Origin of the sequence: Stenotrophomonas sp. TWI819 (assembly GCF_039673075.1) — a bacterium.
Lineage (GTDB): Bacteria > Pseudomonadota > Gammaproteobacteria > Xanthomonadales > Xanthomonadaceae > Stenotrophomonas > Stenotrophomonas rhizophila_B.
This window is the reverse complement of record NZ_JBDJKY010000017.1, coordinates 52,452-67,659: the sequence shown is the minus strand read 5'-3', so window position 1 is coordinate 67,659 and position 15,208 is coordinate 52,452. Positions and strand designations below refer to the sequence as shown.

Genomic DNA, 15,208 nt, shown 5'->3' with positions numbered 1-15,208 from the left:
GGGCACGGGTGGGTTGGCGGGACCGTATGCCGCCATGGATGGCGGCATACGAGCTTACATGGACGTACTTGCAGCGGGTCCCGACAACCCACCCGTGCCCGCCCAAGCCAGGGCTAGTCCAGCACTAAAGGCTGCTGCTCTAAAGGCTGTTGCTCTAAGAGCCGTCACTCTAAGAGCCGTCACTCTAAGAGCCATTGCTCCGATAACGAAGATCAAAAAAAAAGACGGCGCCCGAAGGCGCCGTCTTACTTCCACTCAGCGGCTTGGAGAGAGTAAGCCGCGGATCAGAAAAGGGTGATCAGGCGAACCCGATCAGAAACGCTGCTGATACTTCATGTACATATAGCGGCCGATATCGAACCCACCGTAGTACGTGAAGCTGCTGTTCGGCTGGCTGTACATGATCGGACCCTGATGGTCGAACACATTGTTCACGCCCATCGACACCGTGCCATTCCACGGCAGCACATAACGCACCTGGATATCGTGGAACGTGTTCGAACCCACCTTGTTGATGCCCTGGCGGCCCGTGTACGCCGAACTGAAGCCCGGATTGCTGCACTCCGTCGCGTATGCACAGTTCTCCTTCATGCTGGAGTAGTAACGCGCCGTCCAGCCCAGGCCGAAGTTGCCGAACTGATAGTCCAGATTGAGGTTCGAACGCACGCGGAAGTTGCCTTCCCAACCCGTGTACTGACGCACCGGGGTGGTGTCGACGTTGTCGTTCTTGCGCTCCAGGTAATCCACGTACGTGGTGTTCCAGGAGACCGCGAACTTGCCGATCGCCAGTTCCGGCAGGCGGTAACGTACGGAGAGATCGTAGCCGGCGGTTTCCTGGTAGCCCGCGTTCAACAGCGTGCGGTCCAGACCGTTGACCTGACCGATGGTGCGGCCCGAACGGGCGCGCGTGAAGCGGTCGCACGCCGCGTCCACACCCAGCACGTAGCACTGGTTGAGCATGTCCGTGGCCGACTCACCGACGATCACGTCGTTGATGCGGATCTTCCACCAGTCCAGGCTCAGGTCCAGGCCCGAGACGAACTCCGGGCTGTAGACCACGCCCACGGTCCAGGTCTTCGCGGTTTCCGGCTTCAGTTCCGGGTTGGAACCCGAGCTGAAGTCCGTGCCACCCTGCTGGCCCGGTACCGTCGCGGCGGTGCCGTCAGCGGCGAGCTGGCGGAAGTTGGCCGGAACACCGTTGGCCAGGCAGCGTGCCAGGACCTGCGGGTTGTTGGCGGCCGCGCCGAAGTTGGTGTCGCACGGATCGGTGTACGAATCGCGCGTGCTGGTGGTGCCGCCGTACAGATCTTCCACGGTCGGTGCACGGAAGCCGGTGCCGTAGGTGGCGCGCACCAGCAGGCTGTCGATCGGCTTCCACTTCAGGCCGAACTTGGTGTTCGTGGTCGAGCCGAAGTTGTTGTAGTCCGAATAGCGACCGGCCATGTCCAGCGACAGTTCACGTGCGAAGGCCATGTCGGCCAGCAGCGGGACCTGCAGTTCCAGGTAGACCTCATTGAGCGAGTAATCGCCCTGGGTCGGCTGGCCGGTGGTGCCGGCGATCTGGCCGTTGCGGACCATCAGGTCCGGCGAGTAGCTGGCTTCTTCACTGCGGTGTTCCACGCCCAGTGCACCCAGGATGTCACCGGCCGGCAGGCTGAACAGCGAGCCGGAGATGTTCGCGCTGGCCACCTTGGTGGTGCTCTGCATCGTGTCGGTGAAGCGGGTGAACAGGAAGTCCTGCACGTCCTGGTTGCTCAGCGAGCCCGGGCCGGTGTAGCCCATCGGGGCCAGCGGATTCCACGGGGTGCAGCCGGCGATCACGTTGCCGACGCTGCCGCAATGGGCGACGTTGTTGGCATCCAGGAACGACGGGCCGACCGACTGGTTCACGTTCGGCTGGTACATGCTGCCCGTGCCGATGCGCTCGCCTTCATTGCGGTTGTACATGTAGCTGACGTTCCAGTCCCAGTACCGCGAACCGGTCTCGAAGCTGCCTTCCAGGCCGAGGCTGGCGCGCTTGGTGGTCAGGTTGTTTTCGGTGCCGCGCGGCAGCTCTTCGGTGCGATGCGCGAAGGCAACGTCACGACCGAACGGATTGAACGCGCTGTCCTTGGACAGCAGCGCACGCGAACCGGTGCTCTGGTACGGATAGCCGGCCAGCTGCTTGCTGGACTCGCGCTCGCTGTACAGCGCATCGGCGACCAGACGCAGGTTGTCAGTGATCGAGAAGCCACCGTTGGCGAACACCGACTTGCGCTGCAGACCGGTGAGCAGGCTCATGTTGGTCTTGGTGTTGGCGTCGTTGGCCTTGTCCGCCGGCTTGAAATTGCCCAGCTGGGTCGGATCGCCGCCCGGGCCCACGCTGAGGTTGCTGCCGTTGACGGTCGCATAGCCCCACGGGGTGACGCCGCTCAGGCCGTCGCCGGTGTGGCGCGGGCCGTTCGGGTACGCGGTGAACGCACGCGTGCCGCCCAGGACCGGATCTTCGTCGGTGTACTCCCCACCCACGGTGACCCAGCCACGGTCGAAGGTCTTGCCGAAGGTCGCGCTGTAGGCGGTCTTCTGGCCGTCGCCCTCGCTGTACTGGCCGACGTAGGCGCTGACTTCGGCACCGTCGAAGTTCTTGCGGGTGATGATGTTGACCACGCCGGCGATGGCGTCCGAGCCGTACAGGGCCGAGGCGCCGTCGGTCAGCACTTCCACGCGCTCCACGATCGAGGACGGGATCGAGGCCAGATCGGAGTAACCGCCGGCGCTGACGCCCATGCGGCGGCCGTCGATCAGCACCAGGCTGCGTTCCGGGCCCAGGTTGCGCAGGCTCACGTACATGCCGCCGAAGTCGCGACCCGATTCCAGCGAGGAGGCACGGCTCATGCTCGGCGAACCGGCGGCGGTGACGTCCTGCAGGATATCGGCGACGTTGACGTAGCCCTTCTTCTCGATCTCGGCGCGGTTCAGCGCGACGACCGGCTGGGCCGATTCGACGCTGGCCTGGCGGATGCGCGAGCCGGTGATCTCGATGCGATCGAGGTTGGTGGTGCCGTCATCGGCACTCTGTGCGAAGGCGGGGGCACTGCAGCTGGCGACAAGCGCGATGGCAATCGCGTTGCGCAGCGGATTGGTCTTCAAATACATCCGTGCGTTTCTCTTTCTCTGTAAAAACATTCGCCCGTTCGGGCGGCGTGGGGAACAACACACCACGACGTGGGGGGCGGGAGTCTAATGACTTTTCAAAATTTTTACTTTCATTTGAAAGCGTAAAAAGCGCTGTAAATGAACGATGGCTGACAAAATCACGCATTCAGACGAAACCTTTTTCACTTCGTCATGCCGCGCACGAAAAAACGTCGCGCTGTGTTGGGCAGAGGCACCGATAGCGGCGAGGCGCGCGTCAACTTGAGCGCGTGCGTGATCGTGTCGCAGCGTGCGTACAGCTGCGCCTTTACGTACGCGCGTTACACCTAAACGCGCAGTGAATGCGGCACGCAAAAAAAGAACCGCACTCTTGCGAGTGCGGTTCCGGAGTTGCTATGTCGCGTGCGCGAGCACGCGCACGCGCGTTGTTCAAACGTATCGCTCAGGTCTCACGCAACGCCGTGGTGATCGGCAGCCGCGCCGCGCGCAGCGCCGGGAACAGACCACCGACCAGGCCGATGCCCAAGGCCCACTTCAAGCCCGTCCACAGCAGCTGCGGCGAGACCTGGAACTGGAACACCACCTGGCTGAAGTTGTTGCCCAGCGTGGAGACGGTGTAGTTGTTGAACACCAGCCACGCCACCAGCCCACCGAGCAGGCCGCCGAGCAGGGCCAGCAGCATCGTCTCCAGCATCACCGCGGTCACCACCGGTACGCCGCGGAAGCCGATCGCCCGCATCGTCGCGATCTCGCGGGCACGCGTGGCCACCGCCGCATACATGGTGTTGAGTGCACCAAACACCGCGCCGATCGCCATGATCGCGCCGATCACCGTGCCCAGGATGCTGATCAGCTTGCTCAGGCCGCCGGACTGCTTGCGGTAGTAGTCGCGGGTGGTCTCCACATCCAGCTTCAGGCGCGGGTCGGCCTCCATGGCGTCCTTGAACTGCTTGAAGCCCGCCGCCCCTTCGGTGCGCACGTTGACCGACTGATACGCACTGCGGTTGTAGGTGGTGGACAACGTCTGCGTGTCCGACCACAGCTCCGACTCATGCACGTCATTGGAGGCGAACACGCCCACGACCGTCCATTCCTGCTTGCCCAGCTGCAGGGTCTTGCCGATCTCCAGGCCCTCGAACTGCGCCTGGGCGCCCTTGCCGACCACGATCTCGCGCAGGCCCGGTTTGAACCTGCGGCCCGCGATGATGCGCACGTTCTCGCGCACGGCCCACGCCTGCTCGCCGACGCCGCGGAACTGCACGTTGGTATCGCTGTGGTCGCTGCGCGAGAGCAGGCTGATCACCTGCGACAGCTCGGCGGAGATCAGCGGCTTGCCGTCGCTGCCGCGGGCCACGCCGGGCAGGTTCTCGATCAGCGGGACCTGGTCGCGCATGATCACCGAGTTGGTTTCCGCCTGCGAGCCGCCGCGCAGCACGATCGCCACGTCATCGCTGCCGCTGCGCTCCAGGGTGGCCTTGAAGCCATCGCCCATGGCCAGCATCGCCACCAGCACCCCGACCACGCCGGCGATGCCGACCACGATCACCGAGGAGGCGCCCCAACGCTGGGGCAGGCTGGCGATGCCGATCCGTGCGGCTGCCAGCGACAAGCGGCCGCTGCGGGTGAGCACCAGCCACGCGGCCAGCAGCACGGCGATCGCCAGCACCATCCACCACGGCAGCACGATCCACACCACCAGGGCGACCAGCAGCGCCACCACAGTCACTACGTTCCACATCCAGTGCATTTTCATGGTGGTCTCCTCAGCGCCCGGCCAGTGCATCGACGATCTTCAACCGCTGCGCGCGCAATGCCGGCAGCAGACCCACCACGATCCCGATCACCGCCATCAGGCACAGCGCCACCACCCACGTCTGCGCCGGCACGCCGGGCAGGCTGATCATGCCCTGGCTGCTGGCGCTGATCACCGGCATCACGATCGAGGCCAGGCCCATGCCGATCAGCCCGCCGAGCACGATCAGCAGCACCGACTCGACCATCACCAGCACCAGCACGGTGCCATCCTTGAAGCCCAGTGTCTTGAGGATCGCCAGCTCCGGGATGCGCTCGCGCACGGCCTGGGCCATGGTGTTGCCGGTCAGCAGTACCAGGGTGAAGAACACCGCGGCCATGATGCCGGTGACGATCAGGCCGATATCGGCGAACTGCTTGGCGAAGGCCTGTGAGAACGAAGCCTCGGTCTGCGACTTGGTTTCGTGATCGGAGTTCAGCGACAGCGCATCGATCGCCTGGGCCACACGCGAGGCGTGCGCGGGGTTCTCCAGCTGCACGGTGTAGAAGCTGACCTGGTTCTTGATGTAGTCGTTGGATTCATCGAAGTAGCTCCAGTGCAGCAGCAGCTGATTCTCCGCACCGGCGTTGTTGCGGTCCTTGGCCCGGTAGATGCCGCTCAGTTCCAGCGGCCAGTCGTTGCTGCCCTTGCGCGGGAAGATCGTGGCCTGCATCGGAATGGTGTCGCCCACCTTCCAGCCGAAACGCTTGGCCAGGGCTTCACCGACCAGTGCACCGGTGCGGGTGTTCTTGAATGCCTCGGCCTGCTCGGGCGGCAGCTCGAACTCGGGGTAGAGGTCCATGTAGTTGTCCGAGACCGAGAAGCTCGGGAAGAAGTTCTTCTGGTCCTGGTAGATGCCGCCGAACCACATGGCGTAGTTGACCTTGCGCACGCCCGGGGTGGCTTCGATATCGCGCAGCAGCCGCAGAGGCAGGCTCTGGGTGATCGAGAGCTTGGAGGAGACCACCAGCCGCTTGGCGCCTTCGATGGTGTCACCGCCGGAGTTGAACGCCACCCGGACCGAATCGAGCATGCCGAACAGCAGGAAGGCCGCCACCACCGACAACAACGTCAGCAGGGTGCGGGTCTTGCTGCGGAACAGCTGTGCCCAGACCAGCGAGAAGTATTTCATCGCCGCATCCTCCGTCAGTGGGCCGCTGGCGCGTCGGCCAGTTCGCCCTTGTCCAGGTGCACCGTGTGCGTGGCGTACTCGGCGGCCTTGGGATCATGGGTAACCATGATGATGGTCTTGCCGTGTTCGCGGTTGAGCTGCTGCAGCAGCCCCAGGATCTCCTCGGCGGACTGGCGGTCCAGGTCACCGGTGGGCTCATCGCAGATCAGGAAGGTCGGGTCTGAAACGATCGCACGGGCGATCGCCACGCGCTGCTGCTGGCCACCGGAGAGTTCATTCGGGCGGTGGCTGCGACGGTCGGCCAGGCCGACCAGGGTCAGCGCGATCTCGGCGTTGCGCTTGCGCTGCGCGGCGCCCAGGTGCGTGAGCAGCAGCGGCAGCTCCACGTTCTTCTGGGCGGTCAGCATCGGCATCAGGTTGTAGAACTGGAACACGAAACCAACGTGGTGGCTGCGCCAGGTCGAGAGCTGGCCGCCGCTCATGCGGTCGATGCGCTCGCCTTCGATCTCGATCTCGCCGGCGGTGGGCGTATCCAACCCGCCGATCAGATTCAGCAGGGTCGTCTTGCCCGAGCCGGACGGACCCATCAACGCGACGAAATCGCCGGCCTGGATGTCCAGGTCGATGCCGTGCAGCACCTGCACTTTCTCGGGGCCGCGCTGGTAGGTCTTGGTGATGTTGCGGAGCGAAACCAGGGTGGACATGGGTGGTTCTCCGTGGATCGGGAAGAAAGGGCATCCGGCGCGCCCGGGCGAAGGCCGCCGGACGGGCAGCCGCCGCCGTGCGCGCCGTGACGGCACGAGGGAATCGCACTTGCCGCGAGCGTGAGAGCGGCTCGCGTGACGCAGCCGGTGGCCGGTCAGGGGGTTTCGGTGACCCTGTTGCCGTCGCGCAGCTCGGCCGGTGGTGTGGTCACCACGACCTCGCCGGCGCTCAGGCCCTGGGTGACCTGGCGGTCGTTGTTGAGGGTGGTGCCCACGGTGATCGCGCGTTCTTCTACCCGCGCATCGTCCTTGACCACGAAGGCGACGGTCTTCTGCCCGCGCTCCACGATCGCCGAAGCCGGTACGCGTACGCCCTGCGGTTTGGCGGCTTCGGCAGGCGGGGCACTTTCCAGGAAGCTGACCCGCACGCCCATCTCGGGAACGATGCGCGGGTCCTTTGTCTTCAGTGCCACGCGCACTTTCACGGTGGCCTTGCCGCGGTCGGCGGTGGGGATGATCGCGATCACTTCGGCCGGAACCTTCCAGTCCGGGTAGGCATTGAGGGTGGCTTCGACCGGCATCTTCGGCTGCACGCGGCCGATGAAGGATTCGCCGACCTCGACTTCGATCTCCAGCGAATCCATGTCCACGATGGTGCCGATGCCGGTCCGGGTGAAACCGCCGCCCGCCGACAGCGGCGAGACGATCTCGCCCGGCTGCGCGGCCTTGGCGGTGACCACGCCGGAGAACGGCGCGCGCACGATGTTGTTGTCCACGCCGAGGTCGGCGATCGCCAGCGAATCGCTGGCCACGGTGGTGTTGCGCTGGGCGGTTCTGAGCTGGGCGCGGAGGTTGTCGCGCTGTGCGATGGCCAGGTCGTACTGCGAGCGCGAGACCAGCTGCTGGCCGACCAGTGCCTGCAGGCGACCAGCTTCGGCATCGGCCTGGGCCACCTGTGCCTGCAGACCGGCCAGCTGGCTGCGCGCGGCCTCGAGCTGCGAGGCGGAGAGGCTGCGCTGGGCGTTGGCGTCGATCGGGTCGAGTGTGGCCATCACCTGGCCCTCTTCCACGCGCATGCCTTCCTCGATCATCACCTCCCGGACCTTGCCGGTGATCTTGGCCGAGACGGTGGCCATGCGCCGGGCGACCACGTAGCCGCTGGCGTCGAGCACCGAGCTGCTGGCGCCGCCCTGCTGGATCGCCACCACGGGGGCGGTGGTCACGGCGATCGGGCGCTCGCGGCCGAGCACGAACCAGGCCAGGCCGGCCAACACAATGAGAAGGACGATCGCCAGCACGATCCAGCGGCCACGTCGCGAGGGCGACGGGGGCGGCGAACCGGCCTTGCGGTCGATGCGGAGTTCCTTGAGCAGTTCAGCGGATGCGTTCATCGTGAGTCTGGACGGGGAATCGGGCCGAGTGTGACCGCATCGGCGGCCGGGGGGCAAACCGGCACGGTGCCGGGGTGGCCCACAGCATGCCCGGCAGCGTGGCGCTGCGGCAGTGACAGCTGTCACCTGCATGGGCTGACGACGGCCACTGGGGCGGCCGCGGCCGGCAGCAGAAGCTGTGGGTGTCCTCTCCGGGAGTCCGTCATGACCGAACCCACTGCCTCGCCCCTGGCCAGTCTGCACAACGTCCAGGTCCACTACGGTGATATCGCCGCCCTGCAGGGCGTGAGTTTCTCGCTGCACGGCGGTGAAGTGCTGGCCCTGCTCGGCCGTAATGGTGCCGGCAAGAGCACGGCCATTTCGCTGCTGCTGGGCCTGCGACGGGCCGATGTGGGCCGGATCGAACTGCTTGGCGGCGACCCGCAGGACCGGGACCGTCGCGGCGGTATCGGGGTGATGCTGCAGGCCGCCGCGTTACCGCCGCTGCTGCAGGTGCGGGAGCTGATCGATCTGGCGCGCACCTGCTATGTCGATCCGCGCTCGCTGGAGGACTGTCTTGCGCTGGCCGGGCTGACCGATCTTGCCCGGCGTCGCTATGGGAAGCTGTCCGGCGGCCAGCAGCGCCGCGTGCAGTTCGCCATCGCGGTCTGCGGGCGGCCGCAGTTGCTGTTCCTCGATGAGCCGACCACCGGTCTGGACATCCAGGCGCGCCAGCAGCTCTGGCAGGCGATCCGGCAGCTGGCGGCCGAGGGGTGCGGTGTCCTGCTCACCACCCATTACCTGGAAGAAGCCGAAGCGCTGGCCCAGCGCGTGGTGGTCATCGAACAGGGCCGCGTGTTGGCCGATGGTCCACTGGCGCAGTTCCGCCAGCAGTTGGCGCCGCGCCGCATCCGCTGCCGCAGTGCACTGGATGTGGAGACGCTGAAGACCTGGCCGGGCGTGCGCGAGGTGGTCCGCGATGGACTGCGCCTGCAGCTGCTGGCCGAGCCGGCCGAGCCGGTGGTCGCGCGCCTGCTGGCCGAAGATCCGCAGCTGCAGGAATTGGAAGTGCATGGCGGCGGCCTGGCCGACGCCTTCGTTGAACTGACCCGGGAGGCCGCATGAACACCGTGATCGCAGCTGCCGCTGTTACTCCCGCCCGCGCGCCCGCGTGGCCGATCTACCGCGCCGAGATCGTGTGCGAACTACGTCGTGCCTGGCGCTACCCGGGTTTCGTGCTGCCGTCGCTGCTGTTCCCGGTGTTGTTCTATTCCTTGTTCGGTGTGCTGCTCGGCCGTGGCCAGGCCTCGATCTATCTGCTCGCCACCTACTGCGTCTTCGGTGCGATGGCCCCGGCGCTGTTCGGCTTCGGCGTGCAGTTGGCGCTGGACCGCGAAGGCGGCCTGCTCACGCTCAAACGTGCACTGCCGATGCCACCTACGGCACCTCTGCTCGCGCGTCTGTTGATGGCCGTCCTGTTCGCGGTGCTGGTGGCGATGCTGCTCATTGCGGTGGCGATCGGTGCTGGTGTGGCTGTCACCCCTTGGGCCGCGCTTCATCTGCTGGCGGTGGCGGCGTTCGCGGCGCTGCCGCTGGGCGCGATCGGCCTGTTGATCGGCAGCCATGTCAGCGCCAACGCGGCTCCAGCGGTGGTCAACCTGGTCTATCTGCCGTTGGCGTTGTTGTCCGGGTTGTGGCTGCCACTGTCGATGCTGCCACCGCTGTTCAGCGCCATGGCGCCGCTGTGGCCGACCTGGCATCTGGCCCAGCTGGCATTGCCGGCGGTCGGTCAGCTGGCGCAGGGCAGTGCTTGGGTGCATGTGGCCGTGCTGCTCGGCATCACCGCGGTGGCGCTTGGGCTGGCACGGCGCCGCCTGCGGCGGATCGGCTGAAGTGGCATGATCGCGCCTGTTCGCTCTGCCTTGGAATCGTCCGTGTCCTTCAGTCGGCTCGCCCACTTGCTGCGCCCCGCGCCGGATTCGGCCGTGGCCGAGAACCTGCGGCGCGGCAGATCGCCTTGGGTGGACGCGATCCACCTGCTGTGGACGCTGTGGGTGTTCCTGACGCCGTTGTTCGGCGGTGGTTACACGTGGCGCTGGGCGGCGCTGACCCTGCTGACCTATCCGGTGTTCCTGGTCCTGTACGCCGGTGTGCTGCTCGCACCGCGGTGCCACGCACCGCGCTATGCGCTGTCGATGGTGGTACTGGGGCTGGTGCCGCTGGCGTGGTACCCCTCGGCGGTGAGCTACTTCATTTTCGGCTGTGTCACCCTGCGCGTCTCGCGCCGCAGTGGCTATGGGCGCTATCTGCTGCAGCTGGTGGGCTTGAACGCGTTGTTCGTGGTGGTGGGTCTGTTGGCCCACTATCCGTGGCAGGCGCTGATCTGGATCCCGAGCATGGCGATGATCATCAGCCTGGTGGTCAATTTCGAAACCGCGAGCCATGAACAGGATGCAGCGCTGCAGCTGTCCCAGGACGAAGTGCGTCGGCTGGCGGCGACGGCCGAACGCGAGCGCATCGGCCGCGATCTGCACGATCTGCTCGGGCATACGCTGTCCTTGATCACCTTGAAGCTCGAGCTCTCGCGCAAGCTGGCCGACCGCGATCCAGCCGGCTCGCGCCGCGAAGTGGACGAGGCTGAAACGATCGCGCGGCAGGCGCTGGCCGAAGTGCGCAGCGCGGTGACCGGTATCCGCGCCAGCGATCTGGCAGCCGAACTCGCGTCGGCCCGGTTGCTGCTGGAGTACCAGCATGTGCATCTGCACTACGCGCCGCCGCCGCCGATGCCGGTCGATACCGAACGTGCGCTGTCACTGGTGCTGCGCGAGGCGGTGACCAATATCGCCCGCCATGCACAGGCGCGGCAGGCGTGGATCACCTTCGAACAGGACGGGCGCAGTCTGATGATGCAGATCCGTGATGACGGGCGCGGCGGCGTCCATGTTGATGGGAACGGGCTGACCGGCATGCGCGAACGCGTCGCTGCACTGCGCGGCACCCTGGCGGTGCAGTCGGCAAAGGGCGAGGGCACCTGCGTGACGGTGCGGGTCACCTTGCCGGCCGCGACCACCGCCGTGGTGGCGCCGGTGGAGGTGCCCACAGCGCCGTCGCTGCCTGCCGGGGGTGCATCATGATCCGCATCGTGCTCGCCGAAGACCAGGCGATGGTGCGTGGCGCCTTGTCCGCGCTGCTCGGGCTGGAGCCGGACATCGAGGTGCTGGGCAGTGCGGCCGACGGCGAGGCCGCGTGGCGGATGCTGCAGCAGCTGCAGCCGGACATCCTGGTGACCGATATCGAAATGCCCGGCCTGTCCGGGCTGGAGCTGGCGCAGCGGATCGCCCGCCAGGGGCTGCCGATCAAGGTGGTGATCGTCACCACCTTTGCGCGCTCGGGTTTCCTGCGCCGCGCGCTGGATGCCGGCGTCTGCGGCTATCTGCTCAAAGACGCCCCGGCCGAGCGCCTGGCCGATGCACTGCGCCAGGTGCAGCACGGCGGCCGCGCGATCGATCCGCAGCTGGCGCTGGATGCGTGGTCGCAGGCCGATCCGCTCAACGACCGCGAGCGTCAGGTGCTGCGCCTGTCCGGCGACGGCCGCTCGGCCAGCGAGATCGCCACGCAGTTGGGGCTGTCGCACGGTACGGTGCGCAACTACCTGTCCGAGTGCATCGGCAAGCTCGGCGTGGCCAACCGCATCGAAGCGTATCGGCTGGCGCGGCAGAAGGGCTGGCTGTAGTGCCGGCCGCTGGCCGGCTCTGCACCCTCTCTGTCGAGAATAACGGGAGCCGGCCAGCGGCCGGCACTACCGGGGTGCCAGCGATGCATGCGATCCGATACCACCGACCAACGGTCGGTGGCTACCGGGGATCGGTGTCGGTGGGGGAGGTGCGGCCCGGCCCCTTCGCCATCGCCTGGAACACGCCATCGCGGCGCACCCACAGGTGGAACAGCGCGGCTGACAGATGCATCACCACCGTGGCGAACAGCACATAGGCCAGCAGGCTGTGCGCATTGCGCAGCGCCGCGTACAGCGCCGGGTTGTGCGGCAGGATCGCCGGCAGGTGCACGCCGGCCCCCATCACGATCGGGTAGCCGCCGGCAGAGAGCATGCCCCAGCCCACCAGCGGCATGGCCAGCATCAGCCCGTACAGCACCCAGTGCGAGGCATGTGCGGCCGCGGCCTGCCAGGCGGGCAGGTCGGCCGGCAGCGGCGGCGGGCGATGACGCAGGCGGTTGTACAGGCGCACCAGCACCAGCAGCAGGATCGCGATACCGAGTGGCCGATGCAGATCGATCAGCATCGGCCGCCAGTGCAGCGACGCGACCATGGTCACGCCGACGAACAGCATGGTCAGGATCATCGCCGCCATCAGCCAGTGCAGGACGCGTGCGAGGAGATTGAAATGGCCGGCATCACGGTTCATCGCGCACCTTCCTTGCCCGTCGCGGCGGGTGCTTTGCCGCTGGCGATCTCGCGCTCGCGGCGATTGAACGATTGCGAATACACCGCCGAGCGTGCGGCCAGGATCGGGTCATCCGTGCCTGCCACGCCGCTGGGCAGGATCAGCGGATCGTAGTTGAGGTCGCGGCAGGCGCCGGTCGCCTGCGGTTGCATGCTGCTCAGGGTCAGCGTGCCGGCCTTCACCTGGCGGCGGTCTTCCGGCCACACCTGCGAGGGATCATTGATCGGGTCGCCATCATTGGCGATGGTCACCCACATGTCCCAGCGCACCGGACCCTGTGCCAGCCGCTGCGCGAACTCCTCGCTGAGGAAATCATCGTCGGACTGCGCGCGCTGCTCCGGCGTCATGTCTTCGAACGGCGCCTGCGGGCGCATGCTCCAGCGCACGAAGCGGTGGCTGCCATCGGCGGCGGTGAAGCGGAAGCTGTTGACGCCGTTGTAGGCGGTGTTGGCCCAGCTGTTCGACCACGGGGCGGTCTTGGCCCACTGCTGGAAGGCCCGCGCGGACGGGTACTTTTCCAGCACGGCGGCCATCTTCGCCGGGTCCGGTTTGCCGGTGGCCGGGTCCGGCGTGCCGGCGCGGGTCTGTTCCAGGAAGGCCTCGGCGGTGGGCACCGCGAAGAACGGGAAGCTGTTCATCGCCATGCGCCATTCCTGGCCATCGTCGCTGACCAGCTGCAGCGCCATGCTGCGCACGCGGGCCTTGTTGTCGGCGCCGTGCGGGTCGCCGCCGCCGATCGAGAGGCGGCCCAGAACCGGTACCTGGCGCTGGCGGAACACGCGTGCCGAGCTCAGTGCCGCGCCTTCCGGCGTGCCCTGGAACACACCGCTGACGCAGACACCCTTGGTATGCGCACGGCGGAAGCCGGGCTGCGGTGGCCCCGTCGCCTCGATGGCATCGGTGAAGGTCTGCGCGGTGACGCGGTCGCGGCCGATCCAGCCGGCCAGCCAGGCAAAGGCCAACACCAGGCCGCCGGCGATCAGGGCGATCAGCGCGATCCACAGCAATGGTGAGGGAGGGCGTGGGCCGCCCGGTTCGCGACCAGCGCGGGTGTAGCCGAAGAGCGACATGTCCGGATTCCTGCCTTCACGATGCGTGTGGGTGGGCGACAGCGGGCATCGTCGCAGAACACGGCGCAAGCCGATATTCACATTTTCGACAACTCTTCAAAAACGAGGATCCCCGCCGGGGCGGGGATCGTGTGGTTCAGCGCGTGCCGGGCAGTACCCGGCCGTGCCTCAGGCGTAACGCGTCTTCAGCATCGCCCACGCCGAACGCAGCGCCAGCGCTTCGCCACCGGCCGGGCGGCCGGGGCGCTCGCCGTCGTTCCAGGCGTACACATCCAGGTGTGCCCAGGTCTGGCCTTCCGCGATGAAGCGCTCCAGGTACAGCGCGGCGGTGACCGAGCCGGCCATGCGCGAACCGGCATTGGCCAGATCCGCAATGTTGCTGTGCAGGTAGCGCAGGTACGGGCGCCACAGCGGCATGCGCCAGACCGGATCGCGCACCGATTCACCGGCCTGCAGCCACTGCTGGGCCAGGGTGTCGTCGTTGCTGAAGAGCGCCGGCAGGTCCGGGCCGAGCGCGATGCGGGCCGCGCCGGTCAGGGTGGCGAAATCGAGCACGATCTCCGGCTGCTGCTCGCTGGCATAGGTCAGCGCATCGGCGAGGATCACGCGCCCTTCGGCGTCGGTGTTGTCGATCTCGATGCTCAGGCCCTTGCGGGTGGCGATCACTTCGCCCGGGCGGAACGCATCCGGACCGATCGCGTTTTCCACCGCCGGGATCAGCAGGGTCAGCTGCACCGGCAGCTGCTGGGCCATGATCAGCCCGGCCAGGCCGAGCGCATGCGCCGCGCCGCCCATGTCCTTCTTCATGTTGCGCATGCCGTCGCCCGGTTTGATATCCAGCCCGCCGGTATCGAAGCAAACGCCCTTGCCGACCAGCGCCACGTGCGGCTGGCCTGCAGTGCCCCAGCGCAGCACGATCAGGCGCGGCGCGCGATGCGAGGCCCGGCCCACGGCATGGATGGACGGGAAGTTCTGCTCCAGCAGCGCATCGCCGGTGATCACCTCGATCTGCGCGCCATGCGCGGTGGCCAGTTCGCGCGCGGCATCTTCCAGCTGCTGCGGACCCATGTCCTCGGTCGGGGTATTGACCCAGTCGCGCACGCGCAGGCTGGCGGCGATCACGTCGCGCACTTCGGCCGAGGGCGTGGCGGCCAGCTGGGCCGGCGCGCGGTTCGGTTTGCGATACCGCGCGAAGCGGTAGCTGCCCAGGCCCCAGCCAAGCTGCAGCAGGGTCTCGATCTCCGGTGCCAGTGCATCCGCCAGCGTCCAGACGGTGCCTTCCGGCAACGCGAACGGCGCATGCGCGTAGCTGTAGACATCCCCCGGGTCACCCACGCCGACGATGGCGCCGGCCAGGCCGTGTTCGCCCGGCAGCAGGACCACGCTGCCACCGCTGCCGTTGAACCGCTGCGCATCCAGCCACGCGCCGAGCGCGTCGGACTGCTGCGCGCGCCAGCCGGCGTACTGCTCGCGGGTCATCACGTGCAGCGGCAGGGCGTTGCGCGTCTCGGAAGTGAAACCGTTGATCTGGGACATGGGACTCGA

At 67.0% G+C, this 15,208-nt stretch carries 12 protein-coding genes; 4 read left to right on the top strand and 8 right to left on the bottom strand.

The features are described from left to right. Positions 1–312: 312 nt before the first annotated feature. The 5 genes from ABE463_RS17465 to ABE463_RS17445 form a co-directional block, all read right to left on the bottom strand. Complete coding sequence (locus ABE463_RS17465) at positions 313–3,135, bottom strand: TonB-dependent receptor (protein ID WP_346469021.1); 2,823 nt, start codon at positions 3,133–3,135, stop codon at positions 313–315. A gap of 442 nt (positions 3,136–3,577) precedes the next feature. Continuing rightward, positions 3,578–4,888 carry an ABC transporter permease gene (locus tag ABE463_RS17460; protein ID WP_346469020.1) on the bottom strand — a complete coding sequence of 437 codons (1,311 nt, stop codon included), beginning with the start codon at positions 4,886–4,888 and terminating at the stop codon, positions 3,578–3,580. 10 nt (positions 4,889–4,898) lie between these two features. Continuing rightward, the gene (locus ABE463_RS17455) at positions 4,899–6,059 is read right to left on the bottom strand and encodes an FtsX-like permease family protein (protein WP_123731149.1); all 1,161 of its coding nucleotides are present in this window, start codon (positions 6,057–6,059) and stop codon (positions 4,899–4,901) included. A gap of 14 nt (positions 6,060–6,073) precedes the next feature. Further along, complete coding sequence (locus ABE463_RS17450) at positions 6,074–6,763, bottom strand: ABC transporter ATP-binding protein (protein ID WP_102788867.1); 690 nt, start codon at positions 6,761–6,763, stop codon at positions 6,074–6,076. 155 nt (positions 6,764–6,918) lie between these two features. Continuing rightward, positions 6,919–8,154, bottom strand: coding sequence for an efflux RND transporter periplasmic adaptor subunit (locus ABE463_RS17445; RefSeq protein WP_346469019.1), 1,236 nt, complete (start codon positions 8,152–8,154; stop codon positions 6,919–6,921). 204 nt (positions 8,155–8,358) lie between these two features. On the opposite strand from ABE463_RS17445, the gene ABE463_RS17440 reads away from it, so the two are divergent. The 4 genes from ABE463_RS17440 to ABE463_RS17425 are packed head-to-tail and all read left to right on the top strand — an operon-like array spanning position 8,359 to position 11,866. Continuing rightward, the gene (locus ABE463_RS17440) at positions 8,359–9,258 is read left to right on the top strand and encodes an ABC transporter ATP-binding protein (protein WP_346469018.1); all 900 of its coding nucleotides are present in this window, start codon (positions 8,359–8,361) and stop codon (positions 9,256–9,258) included. Then, positions 9,255–10,025, top strand: coding sequence for an ABC transporter permease (locus tag ABE463_RS17435; RefSeq protein ID WP_346469017.1), 771 nt, complete (start codon positions 9,255–9,257; stop codon positions 10,023–10,025). The genes ABE463_RS17440 and ABE463_RS17435 overlap by 4 nt, the downstream gene beginning before the upstream one ends. Before the next feature lie 6 nt (positions 10,026–10,031). Then, positions 10,032–11,267 (top strand): sensor histidine kinase, encoded by a 1,236-nt coding sequence (locus tag ABE463_RS17430; protein ID WP_346469016.1) that lies wholly within the window; start codon positions 10,032–10,034, stop codon positions 11,265–11,267. Further along, entirely contained in the window at positions 11,264–11,866 is a 603-nt protein-coding gene (locus ABE463_RS17425; protein WP_123731154.1) for a response regulator transcription factor, read from the top strand. The genes ABE463_RS17430 and ABE463_RS17425 overlap by 4 nt, the downstream gene beginning before the upstream one ends. A gap of 121 nt (positions 11,867–11,987) precedes the next feature. On the opposite strand, the gene ABE463_RS17420 is transcribed toward ABE463_RS17425, so the two are convergent. From ABE463_RS17420 to ABE463_RS17410, 3 genes are all read right to left on the bottom strand, one after another. Next, positions 11,988–12,554, bottom strand: a complete 567-nt coding sequence (locus ABE463_RS17420; RefSeq protein WP_346469015.1) for a cytochrome b/b6 domain-containing protein — start codon at positions 12,552–12,554, stop codon at positions 11,988–11,990. Continuing rightward, entirely contained in the window at positions 12,551–13,663 is a 1,113-nt protein-coding gene (locus ABE463_RS17415) for a catalase family peroxidase (protein ID WP_346469014.1), read from the bottom strand. The genes ABE463_RS17420 and ABE463_RS17415 overlap by 4 nt, the downstream gene beginning before the upstream one ends. A 168-nt stretch (positions 13,664–13,831) precedes the next feature. Next, entirely contained in the window at positions 13,832–15,199 is a 1,368-nt protein-coding gene (locus tag ABE463_RS17410; protein WP_265309990.1) for a leucyl aminopeptidase family protein, read from the bottom strand. Positions 15,200–15,208 lie beyond the last annotated feature (9 nt).